The organism is Caballeronia sp. 11_S32 (assembly GCF_056930355.1).
Genome location: NZ_JBXOWH010000001.1, coordinates 1,079,250 through 1,098,283, shown reverse-complemented (window position 1 = coordinate 1,098,283; position 19,034 = coordinate 1,079,250). Strand labels below are relative to the sequence as shown.

Below are 19,034 nucleotides of genomic sequence, written 5' to 3'. Positions count from 1 at the left end.
AGTGCGCGACGCACACATCGCGATCGTTGCGCGGGTAAAAATAATGAAGCGCTTAAGACGCATCGATGCAATATTCGATCGCGCGTGCTGCTTGTATTCCCCGGCGCCTAACATATTCTTGCTCAGAGTGATCAGCCGAACGGGGGACGACCATGGGCGATGTTCCTGCAGCCGAAGCAGTCGCGAACGCCAAAGCCGCCGCGAGCGATGTGCCCGGTTATGCGTTTCAGCACGATGTCGTGAGGAACCTGATCTGCCGCCAGGCGCGCTATCCCGACATCGCCACGCCGCAGGACTGGTATATGGCGCTCGCGTTCAGCGTGAGGGATCGCATGCTCGCGCGCTGGGCCGCATCGACGAAGACTTATGCGGCGAAGGACGTGAAGGTCGCCTGCTATCTTTCCGCGGAGTTTCTGATCGGGCCGCAGCTCGGCAATAACCTCCTGAATCTCGGCATGGAAGCGGAAGCGCACGACGCAATGCGCGCGCTTGGCCAGCATCTCGACGATCTGCTCGCAATCGAAGAAGAACCGGGCCTCGGCAACGGCGGCCTGGGACGTCTCGCCGCGTGTTATCTGGATTCGCTGGCGACGCTGGAAATACCCGCGATCGGCTATGGCATCCGTTATGAATTCGGCATCTTCGATCAGGAGATCCGAGACGGCTGGCAGGCGGAAAGCACGGACAAATGGCTGCAGAAGGGCAATCCGTGGGAGATCGTGCGTCCGGACGTCAGCTATTACGTCTCTTTCGGCGGGCACACGGAAAGCACGACGGATGCAGAGGGCAGGCTGCGCATGCGCTGGATTCCGGCGCGACAGGTGAAAGGCGTGGCGTGCGACATGCCGATGCAGGGTTATCGCGTCGATACGTGCAATATCCTGCGTTTGTGGAAGAGCGAGGCCGTCGAGTCTTTCGACTTCCAGGACTTCAATGCGGGCGAGTATTACGAGGCCGTGGAGGAAAAGGTCGTTTCGGAGACGCTTTCGAAGGTGCTCTATCCGAACGACGAACCCGAGGCCGGCAAGCGCCTGCGGCTCGCGCAGCAATATTTCTTCGTCTCGTGCTCGCTTCAGGACATGCTGCGTCTGATGGATGCGAAGGGCACGCCGATCGACCGCTTCGCGGACCTCTTCGCCGCGCAGCTCAACGATACGCATCCGTCCGTCGCGGTGGCGGAGCTGATGCGTCTCCTGATCGACGAGCGCCTGCTTTCATGGGATGCCGCGTGGGACATCACGCAGCGCACGCTGGCTTACACGAATCACACGCTGTTGCCCGAGGCGCTCGAAACATGGGGCTTGCCGCTCTTTCAAAGCCTGCTGCCGCGTCCGCTCGAAATCATCTACGAAATCAATCGCCGCTTTCTCGATGAAGTGCGCCGCGCATACCCGGGCGATGAAGCGCGCGTGAAGCGCATGTCGCTCATCGACGAAACCGGCGACAGGAAAGTGCGCATGGCCAATCTCGCGACCGTCGGCAGTCATGCGGTCAACGGCGTGGCCGCGCTGCATTCCGACCTGCTGAAGCAAACCGTGCTGCGCGATTTCGCCGAGATGTTTCCCGGGCATTTCACGAATGTGACGAACGGCGTCACGCCGCGCCGCTTCCTGATGCTGAGCAATCCGGGCTTGGCGCGCCTGCTCGACCAGACGATCGGCGACGACTGGACCCGCGATCTCGCACGCCTCGACGCGCTCGCCGCCCACGCCGACGACTCCGCCTTTCACGACGCATGGCGCGCGATACGGCGCGGCAACAAGACGGCGCTCGCGGCGCGCATCAGGAACACGACGGGCATCGACGTCGATCCTGACGCGCTCTTCGATATCCAGGTGAAGCGCATCCACGAGTACAAGCGCCAGCATTTGAATGCGCTTTACATCATCAGTCTTTATCGGCGTCTGTGCCGCAATCCGGATCTCGACACCGCGCCGCGCTGCTTCATCTTCGGCGGAAAGGCCGCGCCCGGCTACGCGATGGCGAAGCTCATTATCCGGCTCATCAACGGCATCGCGGAAGTCGTGAACAACGATGCGGCGATCAAAGGCCGGATGAAAGTCGTCTTCTATCCGGACTTCAATGTGAAGAACGGCCACTGGGTCTATCCCGCCGCCGATCTCTCCGAGCAGATCTCGACCGCGGGCAAGGAAGCGTCCGGCACGGGCAACATGAAGTTCATGATCAACGGCGCGCTGACCATCGGCACGCTGGATGGCGCGAACGTGGAGATTCGCGAAGAGGCGGGCGCGGAGAACTTCTTTCTCTTCGGCCTCACCGCGCAGCAGGTCGAAGAGTCGAAGCGCGCGGGATATCATCCGGCGCAATACGCGCAGGGAAACGACGACTTGCGCGATGCGCTCGATCAGATTGCGCAAGGCCGCTTTTCGCGCGGCGATAAGGACATGTTCCGCCCGCTGCTCGATAACCTTCTGCAACACGATCCTTTCCTCGTGCTTGCCGATTTCGCGGATTACGTCGCGTGTCAGGACCGCGTGAGCGAAGCATGGCGCGACACGCGGCAATGGACGCGCATGTCGATCATGAATACGGCGCGCTCGGGCAAGTTCTCGTCGGACCGCGCGATCAGCGAGTATTGCGAGCGCATCTGGAAGACGCGTCCCGTGAGGATCGATCTTGCTCAGTCCTGACGCGCACTTTCAGCGCCGCTACGGCACGAAGCCCGGCTCGCGCTTTCCTATCGGCGCGACGGTCGTGCCGGGCGGCGTCAACTTCTGCGCCTTTTGCCGGCACGCGACGCGCGTGGAGCTGCTGCTTTACGACGGTCCGGAAAGCACGGAGCCGTTTCAGGTCGTCACGCTCACCGCCGAAGAGCACCGGACGTTCTTCTTCTGGCACGTGCTCGTCGAGGATCTTCCGCTGCGCTGCTGCTACACGTGGCGCGCGCACGGTCCGCTCGGCGTGCCGCAGATGAGCGACGAAGCCGCGAGCCGCAAGGAACTGCTCGATCCGTACGCGCGCGGCGTGAGCGACCGCTTCTATGACCGCCGCCAAGCCACCGCGCCGGATGCGGCCGAACATGCGTCGCTCAGGGGCATCGTCACGGAGCCGCTCGATCCGCGCGACGACGATATCGACATCCGCACGCTCGACGATGCGATCATCTACGAGCTGCACGTCGGCGGCTTCACGCGGCATTCGTCGAGCGGCGTGCGGCATCCGGGCACGTTCGCGGGTCTCATCGAGAAAATCCCTTATTTGAAGGCGCTCGGCGTCACGCATGTCGAACTGCTGCCGGTGATGGCCTTCGACGAGCAGGACATTCCCGTCGTGGCCGCCGAACGCGGCCTCTGCAATTACTGGGGCTACAGCACGCACAGCTTCTACAGTCCGCATCCGCGCTATTGCGTGGAGCCCGCGCGCGCGCCGCAGGAGTTCCGCGAATTCGTCGATGCCTTGCATGCGGCGGGCATCCGCGTGCTGCTCGATGTCGTGTTCAATCACACATCGGAAGCCGGCAACAACGGGCCGGTGATCCACTTCAAGGTCTTCGCCAACGAGGCCTTTTATCAGATCGACAAGAACGATGCGCGGCACTATCGCGACTTCACGGGCTGCGGCAACACCGTCAACTGCAATCATCCCCTCGTATCGGCGTTCATCATGCGCTGCCTCGAATACTGGGTGCGCGAGCTGGGCGTCGACGGCTTCCGCTTCGATCTCGCGAGCGTCTTCGCGCGCGGGGCAGAGGGCGAGCTGTTGCGCACGCCGCCCTTGCCCTGGGCGATGGAGGCGTCGCCCGTGCTCGCGCGCGTGCCGCTGATCGCCGAAGCGTGGGACGCGGGCGGCCTCTATCACGTCGGCGCGTTTCCGGGCATGGCGTGGACCGAGTGGAACGGACGTTACCGCGATGTGATCCGGCGCTTCGTGCGCGGCGATCCGGGCCTCGTCGGCGAAGTGTGCACGTGCATCGCGGGCAGCGCGGATATCTATCAGGACGACGGCAGGCTGCCCACGAACAGCATCAACTTCGTCACCTGTCACGACGGCTTCACACTGAACGATCTCGTCAGCTACGACACGAAGCACAACGAGGCGAACGGCGAGGACAATCGCGACGGCAGCAACGACAATCTCTCGTGGAATTGCGGCGCGGAGGGCGACACGGCCGATCCGGCGATCCTCGGGCTGCGTCTGCGGCAGGCGCGCAATTTCATCGCGATGCTGCTATTGAGCCAGGGCGTGCCGATGCTCCTCGCCGGCGACGAAATCCTGCGCAGCCAGCGCGGCAACAACAACGCGTTCTGTCAGGACAACGCGCTCTCGTGGATGGACTGGCATCTCTCGGACGATGCGCTCGACATGCTGCGCTTCGTGCGCGAGATGATCGCGCTGCGCAAGCGTCACGCGAGCCTGCGCCGCCGCCGCTTTCTCACGGGACGCCCGGCGAACGGGCAGGTTCATCCCGATGTCGCGTGGCATGGCGAGCGGCTCGACGCGCCTGCGTGGCACGATCCCGGCGCGCGCTTCGTCGCCTTCACGCTCGCGGGGCAGGCGCCGGGCGAGCCGATGCTGCACATTGTCTTCAACATGCACGACGATGCGCGCGATGCCGCGCTGCCCGTCCTCGACAACCGGAGCTGGCGGCGCATCGTCGATACGGCTCGTGAATCGCCGCAGGATATTGTGCCGGATGCAGAAACAGCGGATGTCGAGCGCGGCGCATGCCGGGTGCAGGCGCGCAGCGTCGTCGTGCTCGAATCGTCATGAATGTGCACGGTGGTGCTGGACTGCGCGCCACAAAGCGCCTTTAATGTTCGTGTACTGCTGAGTTGCTTTGTCCATCCACAGGAGGCGGCATGGATGCAGTCAGAACCTTCCTCGAAAATCAGTCGCTGTTCGCGCTCTTTCTGACGATCGCGCTGGGCTATCTCATCGGCGAGATCAACATCAAGGGCGTGGCGCTCGGCTCCGGCGCAGTGCTGTTCGTCGGGCTCGCGATCGGTGCATTCGCGCCGAAATCGGCGCCGCCCGCGTTGCTGGGCACGCTTGGGCTGCTGCTGTTTCTCTACGGCATCGGCATCCAGTACGGAGCGCAGTTCTTCCGCGGGCTCACGAGCCGCGACGGCATGAAGGCGAACGTGGCCGCGTGCATCGGCGTGATCGCGTCGGGTCTCGTGTCGTGCGCGTTCATTCACTTCGGCATCAAGCTCGCCGATTCACTCGGCATGTTCGCCGGCAGCGGCACCAGCACGGCGAGCCTGCAGGTCGCGATCGCATCGATGAAGAGCAACGATGCCGCCGTCGCCTATAGCGTCTCCTATCCATTCGGGGTCGCCGGGCCGATTCTGTTCCTTTACATGCTGAACGTTGCGCTGAAGATGAAGATTCAGAAGCCGCCCGCGAAGATTCTCGAAACGGCGGAGATCGCGCTGAAAAACGCGAACCTCTTCGGTCTCAAGATGGCCGAGCTCACGAGCCGCTTGCCTTCGGGTGTCGTGATCGCGGCGGTGCGGCGCGCGCATCACAATCAGCTTCCCACGGCCGATTTCACGCTGCGCGCCGACGACGTGCTGCTCGCCACCGCCACCGAGCGGCGTCTGCTCGACGAAGCCACCGCGCTGTGCGGCGAACTTCAGCCGGGACGCATGGCGAGCCATCGGGAAGATCTCGACTATATGCGCGTGTTCGCGTCGAATCCGGCGGTCGTCGGCATGGCGCTCGGCGACATACGTTTCCCCGACGGCGTGAACTGCGCGATCGCGCATGTGCGCCGGGGCGACGCCGACATGCTCTCGACGCCCGATCTGATCCTCGAAGCGGGCGACCGCGTGGGCCTGCTCGTCAACCGCGCGCATCAGGCGACCATGCGCGCGTTCTTCGGCGATTCGATCAAGGGCACGGCGGATCTGAGCTTCATCTGCCTCGGCATCGGCGCGGCGGTGGGCCTGCTCGCCGGCGCGATTCCGCTGCCCGTGCCCGGGCTTTCCGCCTTCAGCCTGGGGCTCGCCGCGCTGCTGCTGGTCGCGCTGTGTCTCGGCAAGGCGCGGCGCAACGGCCCGTTCGTCTGGGTGATGCCGCTCTCGGCGAATCTCGTGCTGCGCAATCTCGGCCTCACGATCTTTCTCGCGCAGGTGGGCATATCGTGCGGGCCGAAGTTCGTCGCGACAGTGGGCACCGCCGGGCCGCTCTTGCTGCTTTACGGCGTGATCACGCTGCTGGTTCTCGTCGGCGTCACCGCCGTGTGTTGCCTATGGATCTTCAGGCTGCCCTTCGATACGTCAGTGGGCGTGATCTGCGGCGCGACCGGCAACCCGGCGATTCTCGCCTTCGCCAATCGCATTGCGCCGACGGATCAGCCCGACATCATGTACGCGATGATTTTCCCGTCGATGACCATCGTCAAGGTCCTTTTCGTGCAGATCGCCATATCGCTCGCGGCTGGCTAAACTTTGCCGCGCGGCGCCCGAACGACAGTTGAGGAGGAGCACACCATGGAAGTGGCGATATTCAGTTCGACGCCTTACGAGCGGCAGTATCTCGACGAAGCGAACAAGGCAGAGAATCACAAGCTCAAGTACATCGACGTGTCGCTGGACATGGATACCGTCGAACTCGCGGCGGGTTATGGCGCCGTGTGCGTGTTCGTGAATGACAAGGCGAATGCCGAGGTGCTCGAAGCGCTGCACAAGGGCGGCACGCGGCTCATCGCGCTGCGCTGCACGGGCTTCAACAACGTGGATCTCGAAGCGGCGGCGAAGCTCGGCATGAAGGTGGTCCGCGTCGTCAACTACTCGCCGAACTCGGTGGCGGAGCATGCCGTCGCGCTGTTGCTCGCGATCAACCGCAAGGTGCATCGCGCATACAACCGCACGCGCGATTCGAACTTTTCGCTCGACGGCCTGATCGGCTTCGATCTGTGCGGCAAGACGGTCGCGGTGGTCGGCACCGGCAAGATCGGCTGCGTGTTCGCGAAGATCATGCAGGGCTTCGGCTGCCACGTATTCGGCTACGATCCCTATCCGTCGAAGCAGTTCGAGGCGCTGGGGCTGAAGTATGCGACGGCCGGCGAGATCGGCGAGCGCGCGGACATCGTCGCGCTCTTTTGTCCGCTGACGCCGCAGACGCATCACATCATCAATGCGGAGTCGCTCAAGCGCGCGAAGCCCGGCGCGTTGCTGGTCAATACGAGCCGCGGCGGGCTGATCGACACGGAAGCCGTCATCGAAGCGTTGAAGAGCGGCCAGCTGGGCGGCCTCGCGATCGATGTCTACGAACAGGAAGCGGATCTCTTCTTCCGCGATCTGTCGAGCGAGATCATCACCGACGATATCTTTCAGCGGCTCGTCTCGTTCCCCAATGTCATCGTGACCGGGCATCAGGCTTATCTGACGCGCGAAGCGTTGACGACGATCTGCGAGACCACATTGCAGAGCGTCACGGCGTTCGAGAAGAATCAGCCTTTGGAAAACGAAGTCAAGGTCCGATAGCGGAGCATGCCCATGCCTGCGGAGACGTCGCCCGAGGAGCGCGCGCGAGAGCCCGTGCTCGATACCGTTGATCGCGTGTCGGAGTTGTGCTTCGGCCTCTTTATGGCGTTGACGTTCGTCGGCACGGTGTCGGCGGCGACGAGCGGAGAGGACGCCGGGCGCAAGATGCTCTACACGGCGCTCGGCTGCAACCTGGCGTGGGGCCTCGCCGATGCCGTCATGTATCTGGTGCGCACGATCGTGAACCGCGGGCGCAGGCATGCGCTCGCACTCGCGATACAGCGCGACCACGATGCGGCGGCAGGCGTGCGCGCGTTGCGCGACAGGGTGCCCGCGGCGCTCGACAGCTTCTTCTCCGACGCCGATCTCGAATCGATACGCAAGCGCATAGCCGCGAACGCCCCCCTGCCGGAGCATGCGCGCTTCATGCGCGACGACTTTCTCGCGGCGCTGGCCATTTTCATCATCATCGTGCTGTCCACTTTTCCTGTAGCCGTGCCTTTCGTCATCTTCGAGCATGTTCCCACCGCATTGCTGATTTCGCGCATCCTGACACTCGCGATGCTGTTCATCTGCGGCTTTGCATTGGGCGGTTATGCGGGCTGGCGCGGCTGGAAAGCCGGCCTTTCGATGATGACGCTGGGCGTGCTCCTGACCATGGCGATCATCGCTTTAGGCGGGTAATTAAAAGCACGGGCGCGCGGCTCGAGATCGAATAAACACCTACGCCCCGATTCTTGAAATCGCTACAGGGTTCGCATATCTTCCAATCATTGTCCTTGGCACGATCGGTCTTTCAACGCGCATCACGCTGCAATCGGCAATACGAAAATACTAAGACGCTGTTACGGTCACGGCATTCCGCACGCATTCGATTCCCGGTTCTGCCGTGATCCGGATAGCCGAAAAAACGCGGTGTTGCATCAGCCGCACTACGGTTCGGGGCGAGTACAAGATGATGCGCAGCTTCATCGTTGTGCTTCTCGTGGCGTCCGCGCTCGCGTGCGGCGAAAGCGTGCGCGCGCAGGCGCCGGCGGCGAGCGCAGACGTGCCCGTTGCGATGAATCCCGCCGACCTCGACAAGCTCGTCGGCCCGATCGCGCTCTATCCCGACGATCTCATCGCGATCATTCTTCCCGCATCCACTTATCCGGTGGAAGTCGTCCAGGCGGACCGTTTTCTCGATCGCAGAAAAACGCAAAAGGATCTGCCTGTGAACGAAGCATGGCAAGACCCGGTGAAAGCGCTTCTCAATTACCCGGAAGTCGTGAAGAAGATGAGCACGGATCTCGACTGGACCGTCGCGCTGGGCGAAGCGGTCGTCGCGGATCAGAGCGCCGTCCTTCAGGCGGTGCAGCGCTTTCGCCGGCAGACGCAATCGGTGGGCAATCTGAAGACCGATGACAAGCAGACGGTGGTCGTCGAGAAGGAAGTGATCAAGATCGTGCCGTCGAATCCGGAAGTCATCTACGTGCCGCAGTACAACCCGTCGACGGTGATCGTGAGCAGCCCGACGCCTGTCTATACCTATGCGCCCGCGCCGTATCCCGTCTATTACTATCCGTACGCGCCCGGCGCGGCTTTCGCGACCGGCCTGATCTGGGGCGCGGCGATCACGGCGGCGTGGCATGGCGGGCACTACGAGACCAACTACAACGGCGGCAACAACACGATCAACATCAATCGCGAGAGCAACGTCAATCGCACTGAAGTCAGGAACGAGTTGAGCAATCGCGCGGCGAACCGCAGCGGAACTGGGACGCAGCAGTCGAGCACGTGGCGCTCGGAGAAAAAGCCCGGGCAGGTGTCGGGCACCGGCGCGCGCGCATCGACGCAACGTGTGGGCGATGCGCCATCGCGCGCGGGCAGCGGCAGTCCCGGCGCATCCGGCGGCACGCAGCGCGCCGCCGCGCCTACGCCGACGGCGACGCAAAACACGCCGCGTGCGCAGAACACGGGCAACTATCAGGGACGCGGCGGCGATGCGTTCAGCGGGTACGGCTCCGCGCAAAGCGCGCGTGCGGACAGCGCGCGCGGCGCGGCAAGCCGGCAGTCGATGTCAGGCGGTCAGGGAGGCCGCAGTTTCCAGGGCGGCGGAGGCGGCGGCTTCCAGGGCGGCGGAGGCTTCTCCGGCGGGGGCCGCGGCGGATTCGGCGGCGGCGGCGGCCGCGCGGGTCGTCGATAGGAGCGGGTCATGAACGGACCGACTCGTCTGTTGCTTGCACTTGCAACGATTGCGATGCTGCTCGCGCCGCCGCGCATTTTTGCCGCAGACCGGCAGCAGACCTTCGCGACGCCCGACGAAGCGGTCAGCGCGCTGGAACAGGCGCTGAAATCGAACGACGATGCTGCGCTCATCGCGATCTTCGGCAACGCGCACAAGACGCTCGTCGTGACGCCCGACGAAGCCGAAAATCGCGCGTTGCGCGCCAATGCGCTCGCGGAATTCAACGCGTATCACATGCTGGAAGAAACATCGCCGGACCGGCGCATTTTGCGTATCGGCGACGAAGCGTGGCCGATGCCGATTCCGCTCGTGCGCGAGAAAGGTGCGTGGCGCTTCGCGACGGAAGAGGGCGAGCAGGAAGTGCTGGACAGGCGTATCGGCGCGAACGAGCGTGAGGCGATCAAGGTGCTGCGCGCCTATCTCGATGCGCAACGCGAGTACGCGACGCGAGATCGCCTGGGCGACGGCGTGCTGCAGTACGCGCGCAAGCTCGGCAGTTCGCCCGGCAAGCGCGACGGGCTCTACTGGCCCGCCGATGAATCGAAGGGCGAGGAGCCGAGTCCCTTCGGGCCCTTGATCGCGGCGAGCGCGAATTATTTCAGGGATCGAAACCCGGGGGACGCTTATCATGGATACTACTTTCGCATCCTCACGAAGCAGGGAAAGCACGCGCCAGGCGGCGCGTTCAGCTATATCATCAACGGGCGCATGCTGGCGGGTTTCGCGATGGCCGCGTATCCCGCGCAATATGGCGCAAGCGGCGTGATGACTTTCATTGTCAATAACAACGGGGTCGTGTATCAAAAGAATCGTGGCGCTTCGGCGCCGCCGCTCAGCGAATTCGATCCCGACGCATCCTGGACGCGCGTGCAGGAGCCTTGATGAATGATGAACGGGCGCAGATCTCGAGCGATCCCGGGAGTGATACAGTCATTTGCCGATCAAATCAAGCAAGGAGTCCCCATGAATGCAACGAAATTGCGTGCGGGCTGCGCCATCGTGATCGCCGTCATGGCGCTCGATGCCATCGCGCAGAGCAAGCCGATCGCGTATCCCGCCAAAGGGCAAAGTGCGCAGAAGCAGCAAAGCGACGATGGCGCGTGCTATAGCTGGGCAAAGAGCAACACGGGAATCGACCCCGCCACCGCATCGGCGGCGCCGCCTCCGCAAGGCGGACCGGCCGTGGGCGGCGGCGAGCGTGTGGGCGGCGCGGCGCGCGGCGCAGCGGGCGGCGCGGTGATCGGCGCGATCGCGGGCGATGCGGGCAAGGGCGCGGCCATCGGCGCGACAGCCGGAACCATGGCGGGCGGCGCGCGCGCGCGGCAGAACAAGCGCACGCAGGAAGCCAATGCGCAGGCGCAGAGCCAGGGCGCGATGTCCACGTACTATCGCGCGTGGGCGGCCTGCATGCAGGGACGCGGCTACACGATCCAGTAGCGTCTTTTCGCCGTCAATAACAAAGGGAGCGCAAACATGAAGCGCGTGAGCCTCGCTGTCCTGTCGTGCCTTGCGATCTCCGCAAGCGCGTTTTCCGCTGAACCCGTGACCGACATGAGCGTCACGCGCGATGCCAGCGGCGCCACGGTGCAGGGCGTCGCCAAGGTGACGGCCACGATCGTCGGCATCGATCCAGCGACCCGCACCGTCACGCTGAAAACCACAGCGGGCAAGGTGATCGAGCTCGAAGTCACGAAGGAGGCGCGCAACTTCGATCAGCTCAAGATCGGCGATGTCGTCACCACGCAGTATCGGGAATCGCTCACATTGAGCCTCCTCGACAAGAAGACGCAGGCGTCGCGCTCCGAGAGCGAGACGGAGCAGCGCGCGCCGCAGGGCGCGAAGCCGGGCGGCGAGGTCGGGCGCGAAGTGACGATCATCGCGGACGTGGTGGCCGTCGACAAGCACACGAAAACCGTCACCTTGCGCGGGCCGAAGGGCGAGCTGGTGGACCTGCACGTGCAGGACCCGGAGCGCCTGAAGCGCGTGAAGAAGGGCGATCAGGTGAAAGCGGTCTACACGGAAGCGTTCGCGATTTCCGTCGAACCGGCCGCGACAAAATAGCCGGGGACGCCGCCGAGGGCAACGCGGGAGAGACCAATGAAAAAACGCTTTGCATTCGCGTTGACGCACGGCGCGTGTGCCGTCGCGCTCGCGCTCGCGGGCTGCGCGCAGCCCGAGCAGCGTGTTCAGACCGGCATGGACCAGCAGGCGGTCATCGCGAAGCTCGGGCCCCCGAAGGAAACCTATGATCTGCCCAACGGCGGCAAGCGTCTGATGTGGCCCACGCAGCCGATGGGATCGACGACCACCGCCGTCGATCTCGATGCGTCGGGCAACGCCGTCAGTGTGCGGCAGGTGCTTCAGGAAAACGAGTTTTATCGCGCCGAGGTCGGCAAGTGGACGCGCAACGACGTGATGACCACGTTCGGCCGTCCGTTCGAAACGGCGTATTTCAAGCGGATGGATCGTGAGGTGTGGTCGTATAGATACATGGAGAACAACATCAACCACATGATCTTCAATTTCTATTTCGATCCGCAGGGCGTGCTCAGGCAGACGCAGAAACAGCCGGACCCGAAATTCGATCCCAGCCAGCGCAACAAGTTCTGAACGGAGAGGCACATGAGCGCCAAACCAGGCGGTCTCACCGGTGGCGTGCTTGCCGCGCTCTTCTTGTCATGCACGTGCGCGCAGGCCGCGAACCTGAATTTCCTCAAGGACACGCCGATCAGCTATATGAAGCCCGCTGACCGGAAAGCGCTCAATCGCGCGGCCCAGCAGGCGCTCGACACCAAGAAGGACGGCGAAACGCTCAAATGGAGCAACGAAGGCACGGGTAACACCGTGCATATCGAGGGCACGGTCACGCCGCGCGATACCGTCCAGGGCGAGGGCGAGACGTGCCGCAAGGTCACGCTCACCGCGGTCGCGAAGGGACAGACGCAGACCTGGACGCCGACCGCCTGCAAGAAAGGCGGCGCTCAGTGGCAGATCAAGAAGCAGTGAGCAAGAAGCAGTGAGCAAGAAGCAGTGAGCAAGAAGCAGTGACGCGCGCCGTTCAGAAGCTCACCGCGAAGCCGAACGACACGCCGTGAACGTTATGGCCGAACACATAACGCACCATCGCGCGCGTGCGCGTGACGATGACCGGATACCGGCTGCTGTCCAGTTCCAGGCCGACCCCGAGTGATGTCAGATCGTTGAAGCCGAGCACGCCGGCGCTGTCGCCGAAGTAATGCGAGTAGGCGGTTTCGAGCACGTAGCGCACGGGCCGGTCGAGCGCGGCGAGCCCCGTCGGCGCACGCCAGCGCGCCCACAGGCTGAACTGCTGCGCGGTCGCCGAACCCTGCACGGCCGGCGACGACCCGCCGAAGCTGCGTATATAGATATCGGTGGCGCGAAGTTCGAGATCGATCTCGTAGTGCTCGCGGTAATGTTCCAGGTCGAGCATGAGCGAGCCGCCGACGCCGTACGCGTTGAGCGCGCCGTCTTCGAGGAACTGCAGATTGGCATCGGCGACGTGATTGAAAACCGTTTGCGCGACGCGCAGATCGCTCGCGACGCGCCCGATCATGCCGTTGATGATCGGCCGCAGGCGCAGCTCGCTCGTGATCGGGAAGTCCCAGCCGACGCCGACGGTCGTGCTGACCGTGTTCCACTTGGCCGGCACGGCGCGCTCCACGTCGCCGTCGCTGGCGATGAACGTCGGATCGTAGCGGCTGTAGGCGACCGTGCCTTCGAGATAGAGCGGAAACGACTTGCTGAGGGTGAATCCGCCGCCGAGCTGCGTCTGGCCGAAGCCCGGATTGCCGCTCGCGCCGCTGTTGATGGAAAGCGAGCTTGTGGTGACGTCCGGCACCGCGGTGTACGACATGACCGCGAGCACGGCGTTCGCGTACCGCTGCACGTTCGTCCCGACGACGGTGCGATCGGGCGAGCCTTGCGCCCGCGCGCTGCCTGCTGTCATGGCGAGCAGAATGACGAGCGTCGAGAAGATACGCAACCGGCTCGGAGAGAGTATCGGCTTTCGCATGGTCCGGCGTCTGCTTGAACGTTGAACGGCTGGTTGGTCGTATGGTTCATTCGGCCACTTGGCCGCCTTCGGTCGCATGAACGGAGACGTTGCCCGGTTCCACGGTGACACGCAGCAAATGTATCGTACCGATCGCCGCGCGCCAAGCACGTTCCGTACGAGAGTGTTCACAAGGCGGCCAAGGATTTCCTAAACTGAAGCTATCTCGCCAAATGCATCCGGGGGTAATCGATGAGACTGAACGAGCCGCGCATGGTGGTAGCCTCGATCGGCGTCTTCATCTGGCTCGCCGGGCTTTACTTCACGATTCACGGCCTCCTGTATGAGGTGAAGCCCGAATTCCGCTACGGCATGTGGGCGCTCGGCATCGGCATCGTGACCTTCGTCGTCGCGCTGAATCCGCTTGCGCAGCGCAAGCCGGGAAAGCGCGACAAATCGGCCTGACCGCTCGTTCATGCGCCAGGCGTTGGAAGCATCGCAGGACTCAATGGAGAACTTCGCAATGGGTGAACTCTGGCTAGGCAATGTAGAAGAGTCGACGACCGACGACGAAATCCGGGATTTTCTCTGCAACTACGGCTTTCCCCCGTACGATTCGATCCAGCGCGTGCCCGGCACCGGCGAGCATCCGGCCGCGGTCGTAAGCTTCGATGGGATCGAGCCGCACGTGCTGCGCACGTTCCAGCCGCGCATCCACAACATGTTCTGGAAGAATCGCACGCTCGTGGTGCAGGTCATGCCCGAGCGCAACGAAACCTGACGGCGTCGTTACATGCCTGAAAGCGCATGCCGCGCGCGATCGTAGCGACGGCCGCCCTGCCGTGGCCGCGCAAGCGCATCGTGAATCATGGGGAGACCGCGATGAAGGAAGACAAGGCTGTCAAGGAGCCGAAGGCCGCGCATGAACGCCTTAGCCGCAAGCAGTACGAGAAGGAACTGGCGCGCCTGCATGTCGAGCTCGTGAAATTGCAGGAATGGGTCGTCTATTCCGGCACGAAGATTTGCGTCGTGTTCGAGGGACGCGACGGCGCGGGCAAGGGCGGCACGATCAAGGCGATCACCGAGCGCGTGAGCCCGCGCATCTTCCGCGTGGTCGCGCTGCCCGCGCCCACCGAGCGCGAGAAAACGCAGATGTATGTGCAGCGCTATCTGCCGCATCTGCCGGCGGCGGGCGAGATCATGCTGTTCGACCGGAGCTGGTACAACCGCGCGGGCGTCGAGCGCGTGATGGGTTTCTGCACCGAGGAGCAGGCGACGACCTTCCTGAAAGGCGTGCCGCTCGTGGAACGCGCGATCATCGATTCGGGCGTCATTCTGCTCAAATACTGGCTCGAAGTTGGTCAGGAAGAGCAGACGCGGCGTCTCGAGGCGCGTATTCACGACGAGCGCAAGATCTGGAAGCTTTCGCCGATGGACCTGCGCTCGTATAGCCGCTGGTACGACTATTCGCGCGCCCGCGACGAAATGTTCGAGGCCACGGATACCGATATCGCGCCCTGGCACGTCGTGCATTCCGACGACAAGCGCCGTGCGCGCCTCAATCTCATCAGCCACTTGCTGTCGAGCATTCCTTACAAGGCCGTGCCGCGAGAGAAAGTGAAGCTGCCGAAGCGGCAAAAGCCGGGGGATTATCGCGAGAGCGACCGGCCGCTCAGGTACGTGCCCGAGCGCTTCTGAGCGCGCGCGGCGCGCGTGCATTGGTTCCGGATGGCCGTTTCGCTGCCGGAAACCGTGCGCGCGCGGCACGCTCGCGCTTGCCGCACGGCGAAGCGCGCACGCTTCGCAATCTCAACGGGTGTTGCGAAATATCAGGGAATCGTCACGTTGCTGACGATAACGTCACGCGTCGATAAGTCGCGAATTTTTGCCACTTCCCTGTCGCACGTTGCGCATATATTTTAATGGTGGTATTCAAATCATCGGTCCCTGCGTTCGTCAGGCCGGTCGATTCATTCGCTTCCAGCGTTATCCCTTGCACGTTCCCGTCACGGAGGTCAACGTCATGACGTATGCAAGTCAACTGGCGCAAAGCCAGGAAATCGCGGAGAAGGTCACACGCGTGTTTCAGAAGCGCGCGGAACTGGCGCAGCAGCAATTCAGCGAGCGCGCACGCGATGCGGGCATGCGTCTCTACGGCAACGGCGGCGCGAATCAATTCGGCGATGCCGTGGCAGGCGAACTCGGCCAGTACAACGGCTTCGGCTATGCGGTCGATCTCATGCAGCGCTCGATCCTCTTCTGGGACACGCTGCGTCAGCGCGGCAATAATTTCATCGAGCAGACGAAGCGCGGCCTCGAACCCGTGCTGCATTTCGAACATGAAATGCTGATCGATGGCCGCACCTTCGCGCGGCCCGTGAATTACGCGCTGCTGCGCATCGTGCCACCCGAAGGCGTGAGCATCGATCCGCTGAAGCGGCCCTATCTCATCATCGATCCGCGCGCGGGGCACGGTCCCGGCATCGGCGGTTTCAAGGACGATTCGCAAGTGGGCGTCGCGCTGCGCGCGGGGCATCCGGTGTACTTCGTCACGTTCTTCCGCGATCCGCAGCCGGGCCAGACCTTGCTCGATGTCTGCGCGGCCGAGCAGCAGTTCGTGAAGCACGTGCGCGAACTGCACCCCGACAGCCCGAAGCCTGCCATTGTCGGCAATTGCCAGGGCGGCTGGGCCGCGATGATGCTCGCGAGCTCGCAGCCCGACGACACCGGACCGCTCGTCATCAACGGCGCGCCGATGTCGTACTGGAGCGGCGCGTGGAGCGAAGGCGAGGGCGACAACCCGATGCGCTATTCGGGCGGCATGCTGGGCGGCACGTGGCTCGCGTCGCTGACGGCTGATCTCGGCAACGGCAAGTTCGACGGCGCGTATCTCGTCGAGAACTTCGAGAACCTCAATCCCGCGAACAGCTTCTGGGACAAGTATTACACGCTGTTCGACAAGATCGATACCGAGCCGCCGCGCTTTCTCGACTTCGAGCGCTGGTGGGGCGGCTATTACCTGATGAACCGCGAAGAGATCGAATGGATCACGCGCAATCTCTTCGTCGGCAACAAGCTGTGGTCGGGCGAAGTGCGCGGCGTGTCGGGCACGTCGTTCGACCTGCGCGCGATCAAGACGCCGATCATTCTCTTCGCGTCGATGGGCGACAACATCACGCCGCCGCAGCAGGCATTCAACTGGGTCGCCGATGTCTACGGCAGCACCGATGAAATCAAGGCGCGCGGACAGGTGATCGTCGGGCTGATGCACAAGAGCATCGGCCACCTGGGCATCTTCGTGAGCGGCAAGGTCGCGAAGAAGGAATACACGCAGATCGCATCGGTGCTGGAGGCGATCGAATCGTTTCCGCCGGGGCTGTATGGCATGGAGATCGCCGAACGAAAGGGCGACGACGGCAAGATCGAATACGAGGTGAGCTTCCACGAGCGCCGTCTCGAGGATGTGACCGAGCGCTTCAATCGCTTCGAGCGGGTCGACGAGTTGCCGTTCGAAGCGGTGAAACAGGTATCGGATTTCAATCAGCGCGCATATGAACTCTTCGCGCAACCCTTCGTGCAGGCGATGGCGAACGACACGACCGCCAAGATGCTGCGCGCGTTCCATCCATTGCGCGCGCAACGCTGGATGTTCTCCGATTACAACCCGTGGCTCGCATGGCTCGGCCCGGCGGCGGATGCGGTCAGGGCCGCGCGCAAGCCCGATACCGAACGCGACGTGTTGCGCCGCGCGGAACATTGCGGCTCCGACATGATCAGCGCGGGCCTCGACTTCTATCGCGCGATGCGCGATGCGGCCACCGAAGCGATGTTCTTCTCCGTGTACGGCAACATGTTTTCCGTGCACCGGGCGCAAGAGCATGAAGCGCAGGCCCACCAGGCCGATGCGCAGCCGGCCGATCCGCGCGAACTGCCTTTCGTTCAGGAAGCGCTCGAATCCATCGCGCATGGCGGCTATGCGGAAGCCGTGGCGCGTGTCGCGTGCCTGCTGGTGCGTCACGACGAACCGCTGCCGCTCGCGCGCATGGTGCTTCGTCAGGAACTCGCGGCGGATTATGCGGAATACCTGCCGCAGATGCCGCGCGATGAATGGCGGCGCATGCGCGGCGAGCAGGAGATCGTCGTGCGCTACGAGCCGGAGCAGGCGCTCTCGACCCTGCCCGATCTTCTGGACGACAACGACGATCGCAAGAAGCTCCTCACGCTCATCGACAAGCTGCACGCCGATAGCCGTCTGCAAGGCTTCGAGCCGACGGCCGCGCAGCAGGACATGCTCGCGCGCATCCGCGCGGCGCTCCCCCTCAAGGCCGCGCGCACGGCAAGACGTTCCGCGCCCGCGCATTGAGACACCGGCGGCGCATCTCACGTTTTCACGGGAGACGTTATGGATCACAAGCATGAGAAGTACGAGCGGCTGATCGAGGTTTGCCGGACATTGCCGCCGCTCGCGACGGCCATCGCGCATCCCTGCGACCGGACATCGCTCGAAAGCGCGGTGAAGGCGCACGAGATGGGTCTGATCGCGCCATTTCTGGTCGGGCCGCAAGAGCGCATCCGCGAGGTCGCGGCGGAATGCGGGCTGAACATCGCGGGCTTTCCCATCGTCGATGCGCCGCACAGTCACGCGTCCGCCGAAAAGGCGGTGGAGCTCGTGCGCGAGGCGAAGGCCGAGGCGATCATGAAGGGCAGCCTGCACACCGACGAAGTGATGGCCGCGGTCGTGAAGCGCGACGGCGGACTGCGCACGCAGCGGCGCGTGTCGCACTGCTTCATCATGGACGTGCCGGGACACGAGAACGTGCTCATCATCAGCGACGCGGCGATCAACATCGCGCCGACGCTCGCCGATAAAGTCGATATCCTGCAGAACGCGATCGATCTCGGCCATGCGTTGCGTCTGGAGCAGGTGCGCGTCGCGATTCTCTCCGCGATGGAAACGGTGAACCCGAAAGTGCCCTCCACGATCGAGGCGGCGGCGCTCTGCAAGATGGTCGACCGTCATCAGATCACGGGCGCGCTCGTCGACGGTCCGCTCGCGCTCGACAACGCGATCGATCTCGAAGCGGCGCAGACGAAGAAGATCGATTCGCCCGTCGCGGGCCGCGCGAACGTGCTGATCGTGCCGGATCTCGAAGCGGGCAACATGCTCGCGAAGAGCCTGTCGTTTCTCGCGGGCGCGGATGCGGCGGGCATCGTGCTCGGCGCGCGCGTGCCGATCATCCTGACGAGCCGCGCGGATTCGCTGCAATCGCGGCTCGCGTCGTGCGCGATCGCATCGCTCGTGGCGTCGAAGCGCCGCGAAGAAGCGCAAGTGGCGGGGTGAGCC

At 63.7% G+C, this 19,034-nt stretch carries 17 protein-coding genes; 16 read left to right on the top strand and 1 reads right to left on the bottom strand.

The features are described from left to right. Nucleotides 1-152: 152 nt before the first annotated feature. From AC1Z32_RS05030 to AC1Z32_RS04980, 11 genes are all read left to right on the top strand, one after another. Entirely contained in the window at nt 153-2,651 is a 2,499-nt protein-coding gene (locus AC1Z32_RS05030) for a glycogen/starch/alpha-glucan phosphorylase (RefSeq protein WP_483477592.1), read from the top strand. Then, complete coding sequence (gene glgX / locus AC1Z32_RS05025; protein WP_483478204.1) at nt 2,635-4,731, top strand: glycogen debranching protein GlgX; 2,097 nt, start codon at nt 2,635-2,637, stop codon at nt 4,729-4,731. The genes AC1Z32_RS05030 and glgX overlap by 17 nt, the downstream gene beginning before the upstream one ends. Nucleotides 4,732-4,820: 89 nt before the next feature. Then, nucleotides 4,821-6,410 (top strand): aspartate:alanine exchanger family transporter, encoded by a 1,590-nt coding sequence (locus AC1Z32_RS05020; RefSeq protein ID WP_483477591.1) that lies wholly within the window; start codon nt 4,821-4,823, stop codon nt 6,408-6,410. Nucleotides 6,411-6,455: 45 nt separating this feature from the next. Then, nucleotides 6,456-7,451 (top strand): 2-hydroxyacid dehydrogenase, encoded by a 996-nt coding sequence (locus tag AC1Z32_RS05015; RefSeq protein ID WP_483477590.1) that lies wholly within the window; start codon nt 6,456-6,458, stop codon nt 7,449-7,451. A 12-nt stretch (nt 7,452-7,463) separates the two neighbouring features. Continuing rightward, a complete protein-coding gene (locus AC1Z32_RS05010; protein ID WP_483477589.1) occupies nt 7,464-8,135 on the top strand; it encodes a VIT1/CCC1 transporter family protein in 672 nt (223 codons plus the stop codon). Between the two features lie 271 nt (nt 8,136-8,406). Continuing rightward, nucleotides 8,407-9,636: a DUF3300 domain-containing protein gene (locus AC1Z32_RS05005; RefSeq protein WP_483477588.1), complete on the top strand. Its 1,230-nt coding sequence runs from the start codon at nt 8,407-8,409 to the stop codon at nt 9,634-9,636. A gap of 9 nt (nt 9,637-9,645) precedes the next feature. After that, nucleotides 9,646-10,560, top strand: coding sequence for a DUF2950 domain-containing protein (locus AC1Z32_RS05000; RefSeq protein ID WP_483477587.1), 915 nt, complete (start codon nt 9,646-9,648; stop codon nt 10,558-10,560). An 81-nt stretch (nt 10,561-10,641) separates the two neighbouring features. Beyond that, entirely contained in the window at nt 10,642-11,115 is a 474-nt protein-coding gene (locus tag AC1Z32_RS04995) for a glycine zipper family protein (RefSeq protein ID WP_483477586.1), read from the top strand. A 36-nt stretch (nt 11,116-11,151) separates the two neighbouring features. Beyond that, entirely contained in the window at nt 11,152-11,739 is a 588-nt protein-coding gene (locus tag AC1Z32_RS04990) for a hypothetical protein (RefSeq protein WP_483477585.1), read from the top strand. 36 nt (nt 11,740-11,775) lie between these two features. Further along, a complete protein-coding gene (locus AC1Z32_RS04985; protein ID WP_483477584.1) occupies nt 11,776-12,288 on the top strand; it encodes a hypothetical protein in 513 nt (170 codons plus the stop codon). A gap of 12 nt (nt 12,289-12,300) precedes the next feature. Then, nucleotides 12,301-12,684 (top strand): RT0821/Lpp0805 family surface protein, encoded by a 384-nt coding sequence (locus AC1Z32_RS04980; RefSeq protein WP_483477583.1) that lies wholly within the window; start codon nt 12,301-12,303, stop codon nt 12,682-12,684. 52 nt (nt 12,685-12,736) lie between these two features. On the opposite strand, the gene AC1Z32_RS04975 is transcribed toward AC1Z32_RS04980, so the two are convergent. Further along, complete coding sequence (locus AC1Z32_RS04975) at nt 12,737-13,711, bottom strand: hypothetical protein (protein WP_483477582.1); 975 nt, start codon at nt 13,709-13,711, stop codon at nt 12,737-12,739. 231 nt (nt 13,712-13,942) lie between these two features. On the opposite strand from AC1Z32_RS04975, the gene AC1Z32_RS04970 reads away from it, so the two are divergent. The 5 genes from AC1Z32_RS04970 to AC1Z32_RS04950 all read left to right on the top strand — a co-directional run bounded on the left by AC1Z32_RS04970 (nt 13,943) and on the right by AC1Z32_RS04950 (nt 19,031). After that, on the top strand, nt 13,943-14,155 hold the full coding sequence (locus AC1Z32_RS04970; RefSeq protein WP_483477581.1) for a DUF2964 family protein: 213 nt from the start codon (nt 13,943-13,945) through the stop codon (nt 14,153-14,155). A gap of 58 nt (nt 14,156-14,213) precedes the next feature. Next, nucleotides 14,214-14,471 carry an RNA-binding protein gene (locus AC1Z32_RS04965; protein ID WP_483477580.1) on the top strand — a complete coding sequence of 86 codons (258 nt, stop codon included), beginning with the start codon at nt 14,214-14,216 and terminating at the stop codon, nt 14,469-14,471. A 101-nt stretch (nt 14,472-14,572) separates the two neighbouring features. Further along, nucleotides 14,573-15,388 (top strand): polyphosphate kinase 2, encoded by an 816-nt coding sequence (gene ppk2, locus AC1Z32_RS04960; protein ID WP_483478203.1) that lies wholly within the window; start codon nt 14,573-14,575, stop codon nt 15,386-15,388. Nucleotides 15,389-15,713: 325 nt separating this feature from the next. Next, nucleotides 15,714-18,053 carry a DUF3141 domain-containing protein gene (locus tag AC1Z32_RS04955; RefSeq protein WP_483477579.1) on the top strand — a complete coding sequence of 780 codons (2,340 nt, stop codon included), beginning with the start codon at nt 15,714-15,716 and terminating at the stop codon, nt 18,051-18,053. A gap of 39 nt (nt 18,054-18,092) precedes the next feature. After that, nucleotides 18,093-19,031, top strand: a complete 939-nt coding sequence (locus tag AC1Z32_RS04950) for a phosphate acetyltransferase (RefSeq protein ID WP_483477578.1) — start codon at nt 18,093-18,095, stop codon at nt 19,029-19,031. Nucleotides 19,032-19,034 lie beyond the last annotated feature (3 nt).

What these genes read in the sequence shown, in the direction of transcription:
- AC1Z32_RS04975 (WP_483477582.1), bottom strand. Translation starts at nt 13,711, where the DNA reads ATGCGAAAGCCGATACTCTCTCCGAGCCGGTTGCGTATCTTCTCGACG.
- AC1Z32_RS05000 (WP_483477587.1), top strand. Translation starts at nt 9,646, where the DNA reads ATGAACGGACCGACTCGTCTGTTGCTTGCACTTGCAACGATTGCGATG.
- AC1Z32_RS05020 (WP_483477591.1), top strand. Translation starts at nt 4,821, where the DNA reads ATGGATGCAGTCAGAACCTTCCTCGAAAATCAGTCGCTGTTCGCGCTC.
- AC1Z32_RS04955 (WP_483477579.1), top strand. Translation starts at nt 15,714, where the DNA reads ATGACGTATGCAAGTCAACTGGCGCAAAGCCAGGAAATCGCGGAGAAG.
- AC1Z32_RS05030 (WP_483477592.1), top strand. Translation starts at nt 153, where the DNA reads ATGGGCGATGTTCCTGCAGCCGAAGCAGTCGCGAACGCCAAAGCCGCC.
- AC1Z32_RS04965 (WP_483477580.1), top strand. Translation starts at nt 14,214, where the DNA reads ATGGGTGAACTCTGGCTAGGCAATGTAGAAGAGTCGACGACCGACGAC.
- AC1Z32_RS04985 (WP_483477584.1), top strand. Translation starts at nt 11,776, where the DNA reads ATGAAAAAACGCTTTGCATTCGCGTTGACGCACGGCGCGTGTGCCGTC.
- AC1Z32_RS05010 (WP_483477589.1), top strand. Translation starts at nt 7,464, where the DNA reads ATGCCTGCGGAGACGTCGCCCGAGGAGCGCGCGCGAGAGCCCGTGCTC.
- AC1Z32_RS04990 (WP_483477585.1), top strand. Translation starts at nt 11,152, where the DNA reads ATGAAGCGCGTGAGCCTCGCTGTCCTGTCGTGCCTTGCGATCTCCGCA.
- AC1Z32_RS04950 (WP_483477578.1), top strand. Translation starts at nt 18,093, where the DNA reads ATGGATCACAAGCATGAGAAGTACGAGCGGCTGATCGAGGTTTGCCGG.
- AC1Z32_RS04980 (WP_483477583.1), top strand. Translation starts at nt 12,301, where the DNA reads ATGAGCGCCAAACCAGGCGGTCTCACCGGTGGCGTGCTTGCCGCGCTC.
- AC1Z32_RS05015 (WP_483477590.1), top strand. Translation starts at nt 6,456, where the DNA reads ATGGAAGTGGCGATATTCAGTTCGACGCCTTACGAGCGGCAGTATCTC.
- AC1Z32_RS05005 (WP_483477588.1), top strand. Translation starts at nt 8,407, where the DNA reads ATGATGCGCAGCTTCATCGTTGTGCTTCTCGTGGCGTCCGCGCTCGCG.
- ppk2 (WP_483478203.1), top strand. Translation starts at nt 14,573, where the DNA reads ATGAAGGAAGACAAGGCTGTCAAGGAGCCGAAGGCCGCGCATGAACGC.
- AC1Z32_RS04970 (WP_483477581.1), top strand. Translation starts at nt 13,943, where the DNA reads ATGAGACTGAACGAGCCGCGCATGGTGGTAGCCTCGATCGGCGTCTTC.
- AC1Z32_RS04995 (WP_483477586.1), top strand. Translation starts at nt 10,642, where the DNA reads ATGAATGCAACGAAATTGCGTGCGGGCTGCGCCATCGTGATCGCCGTC.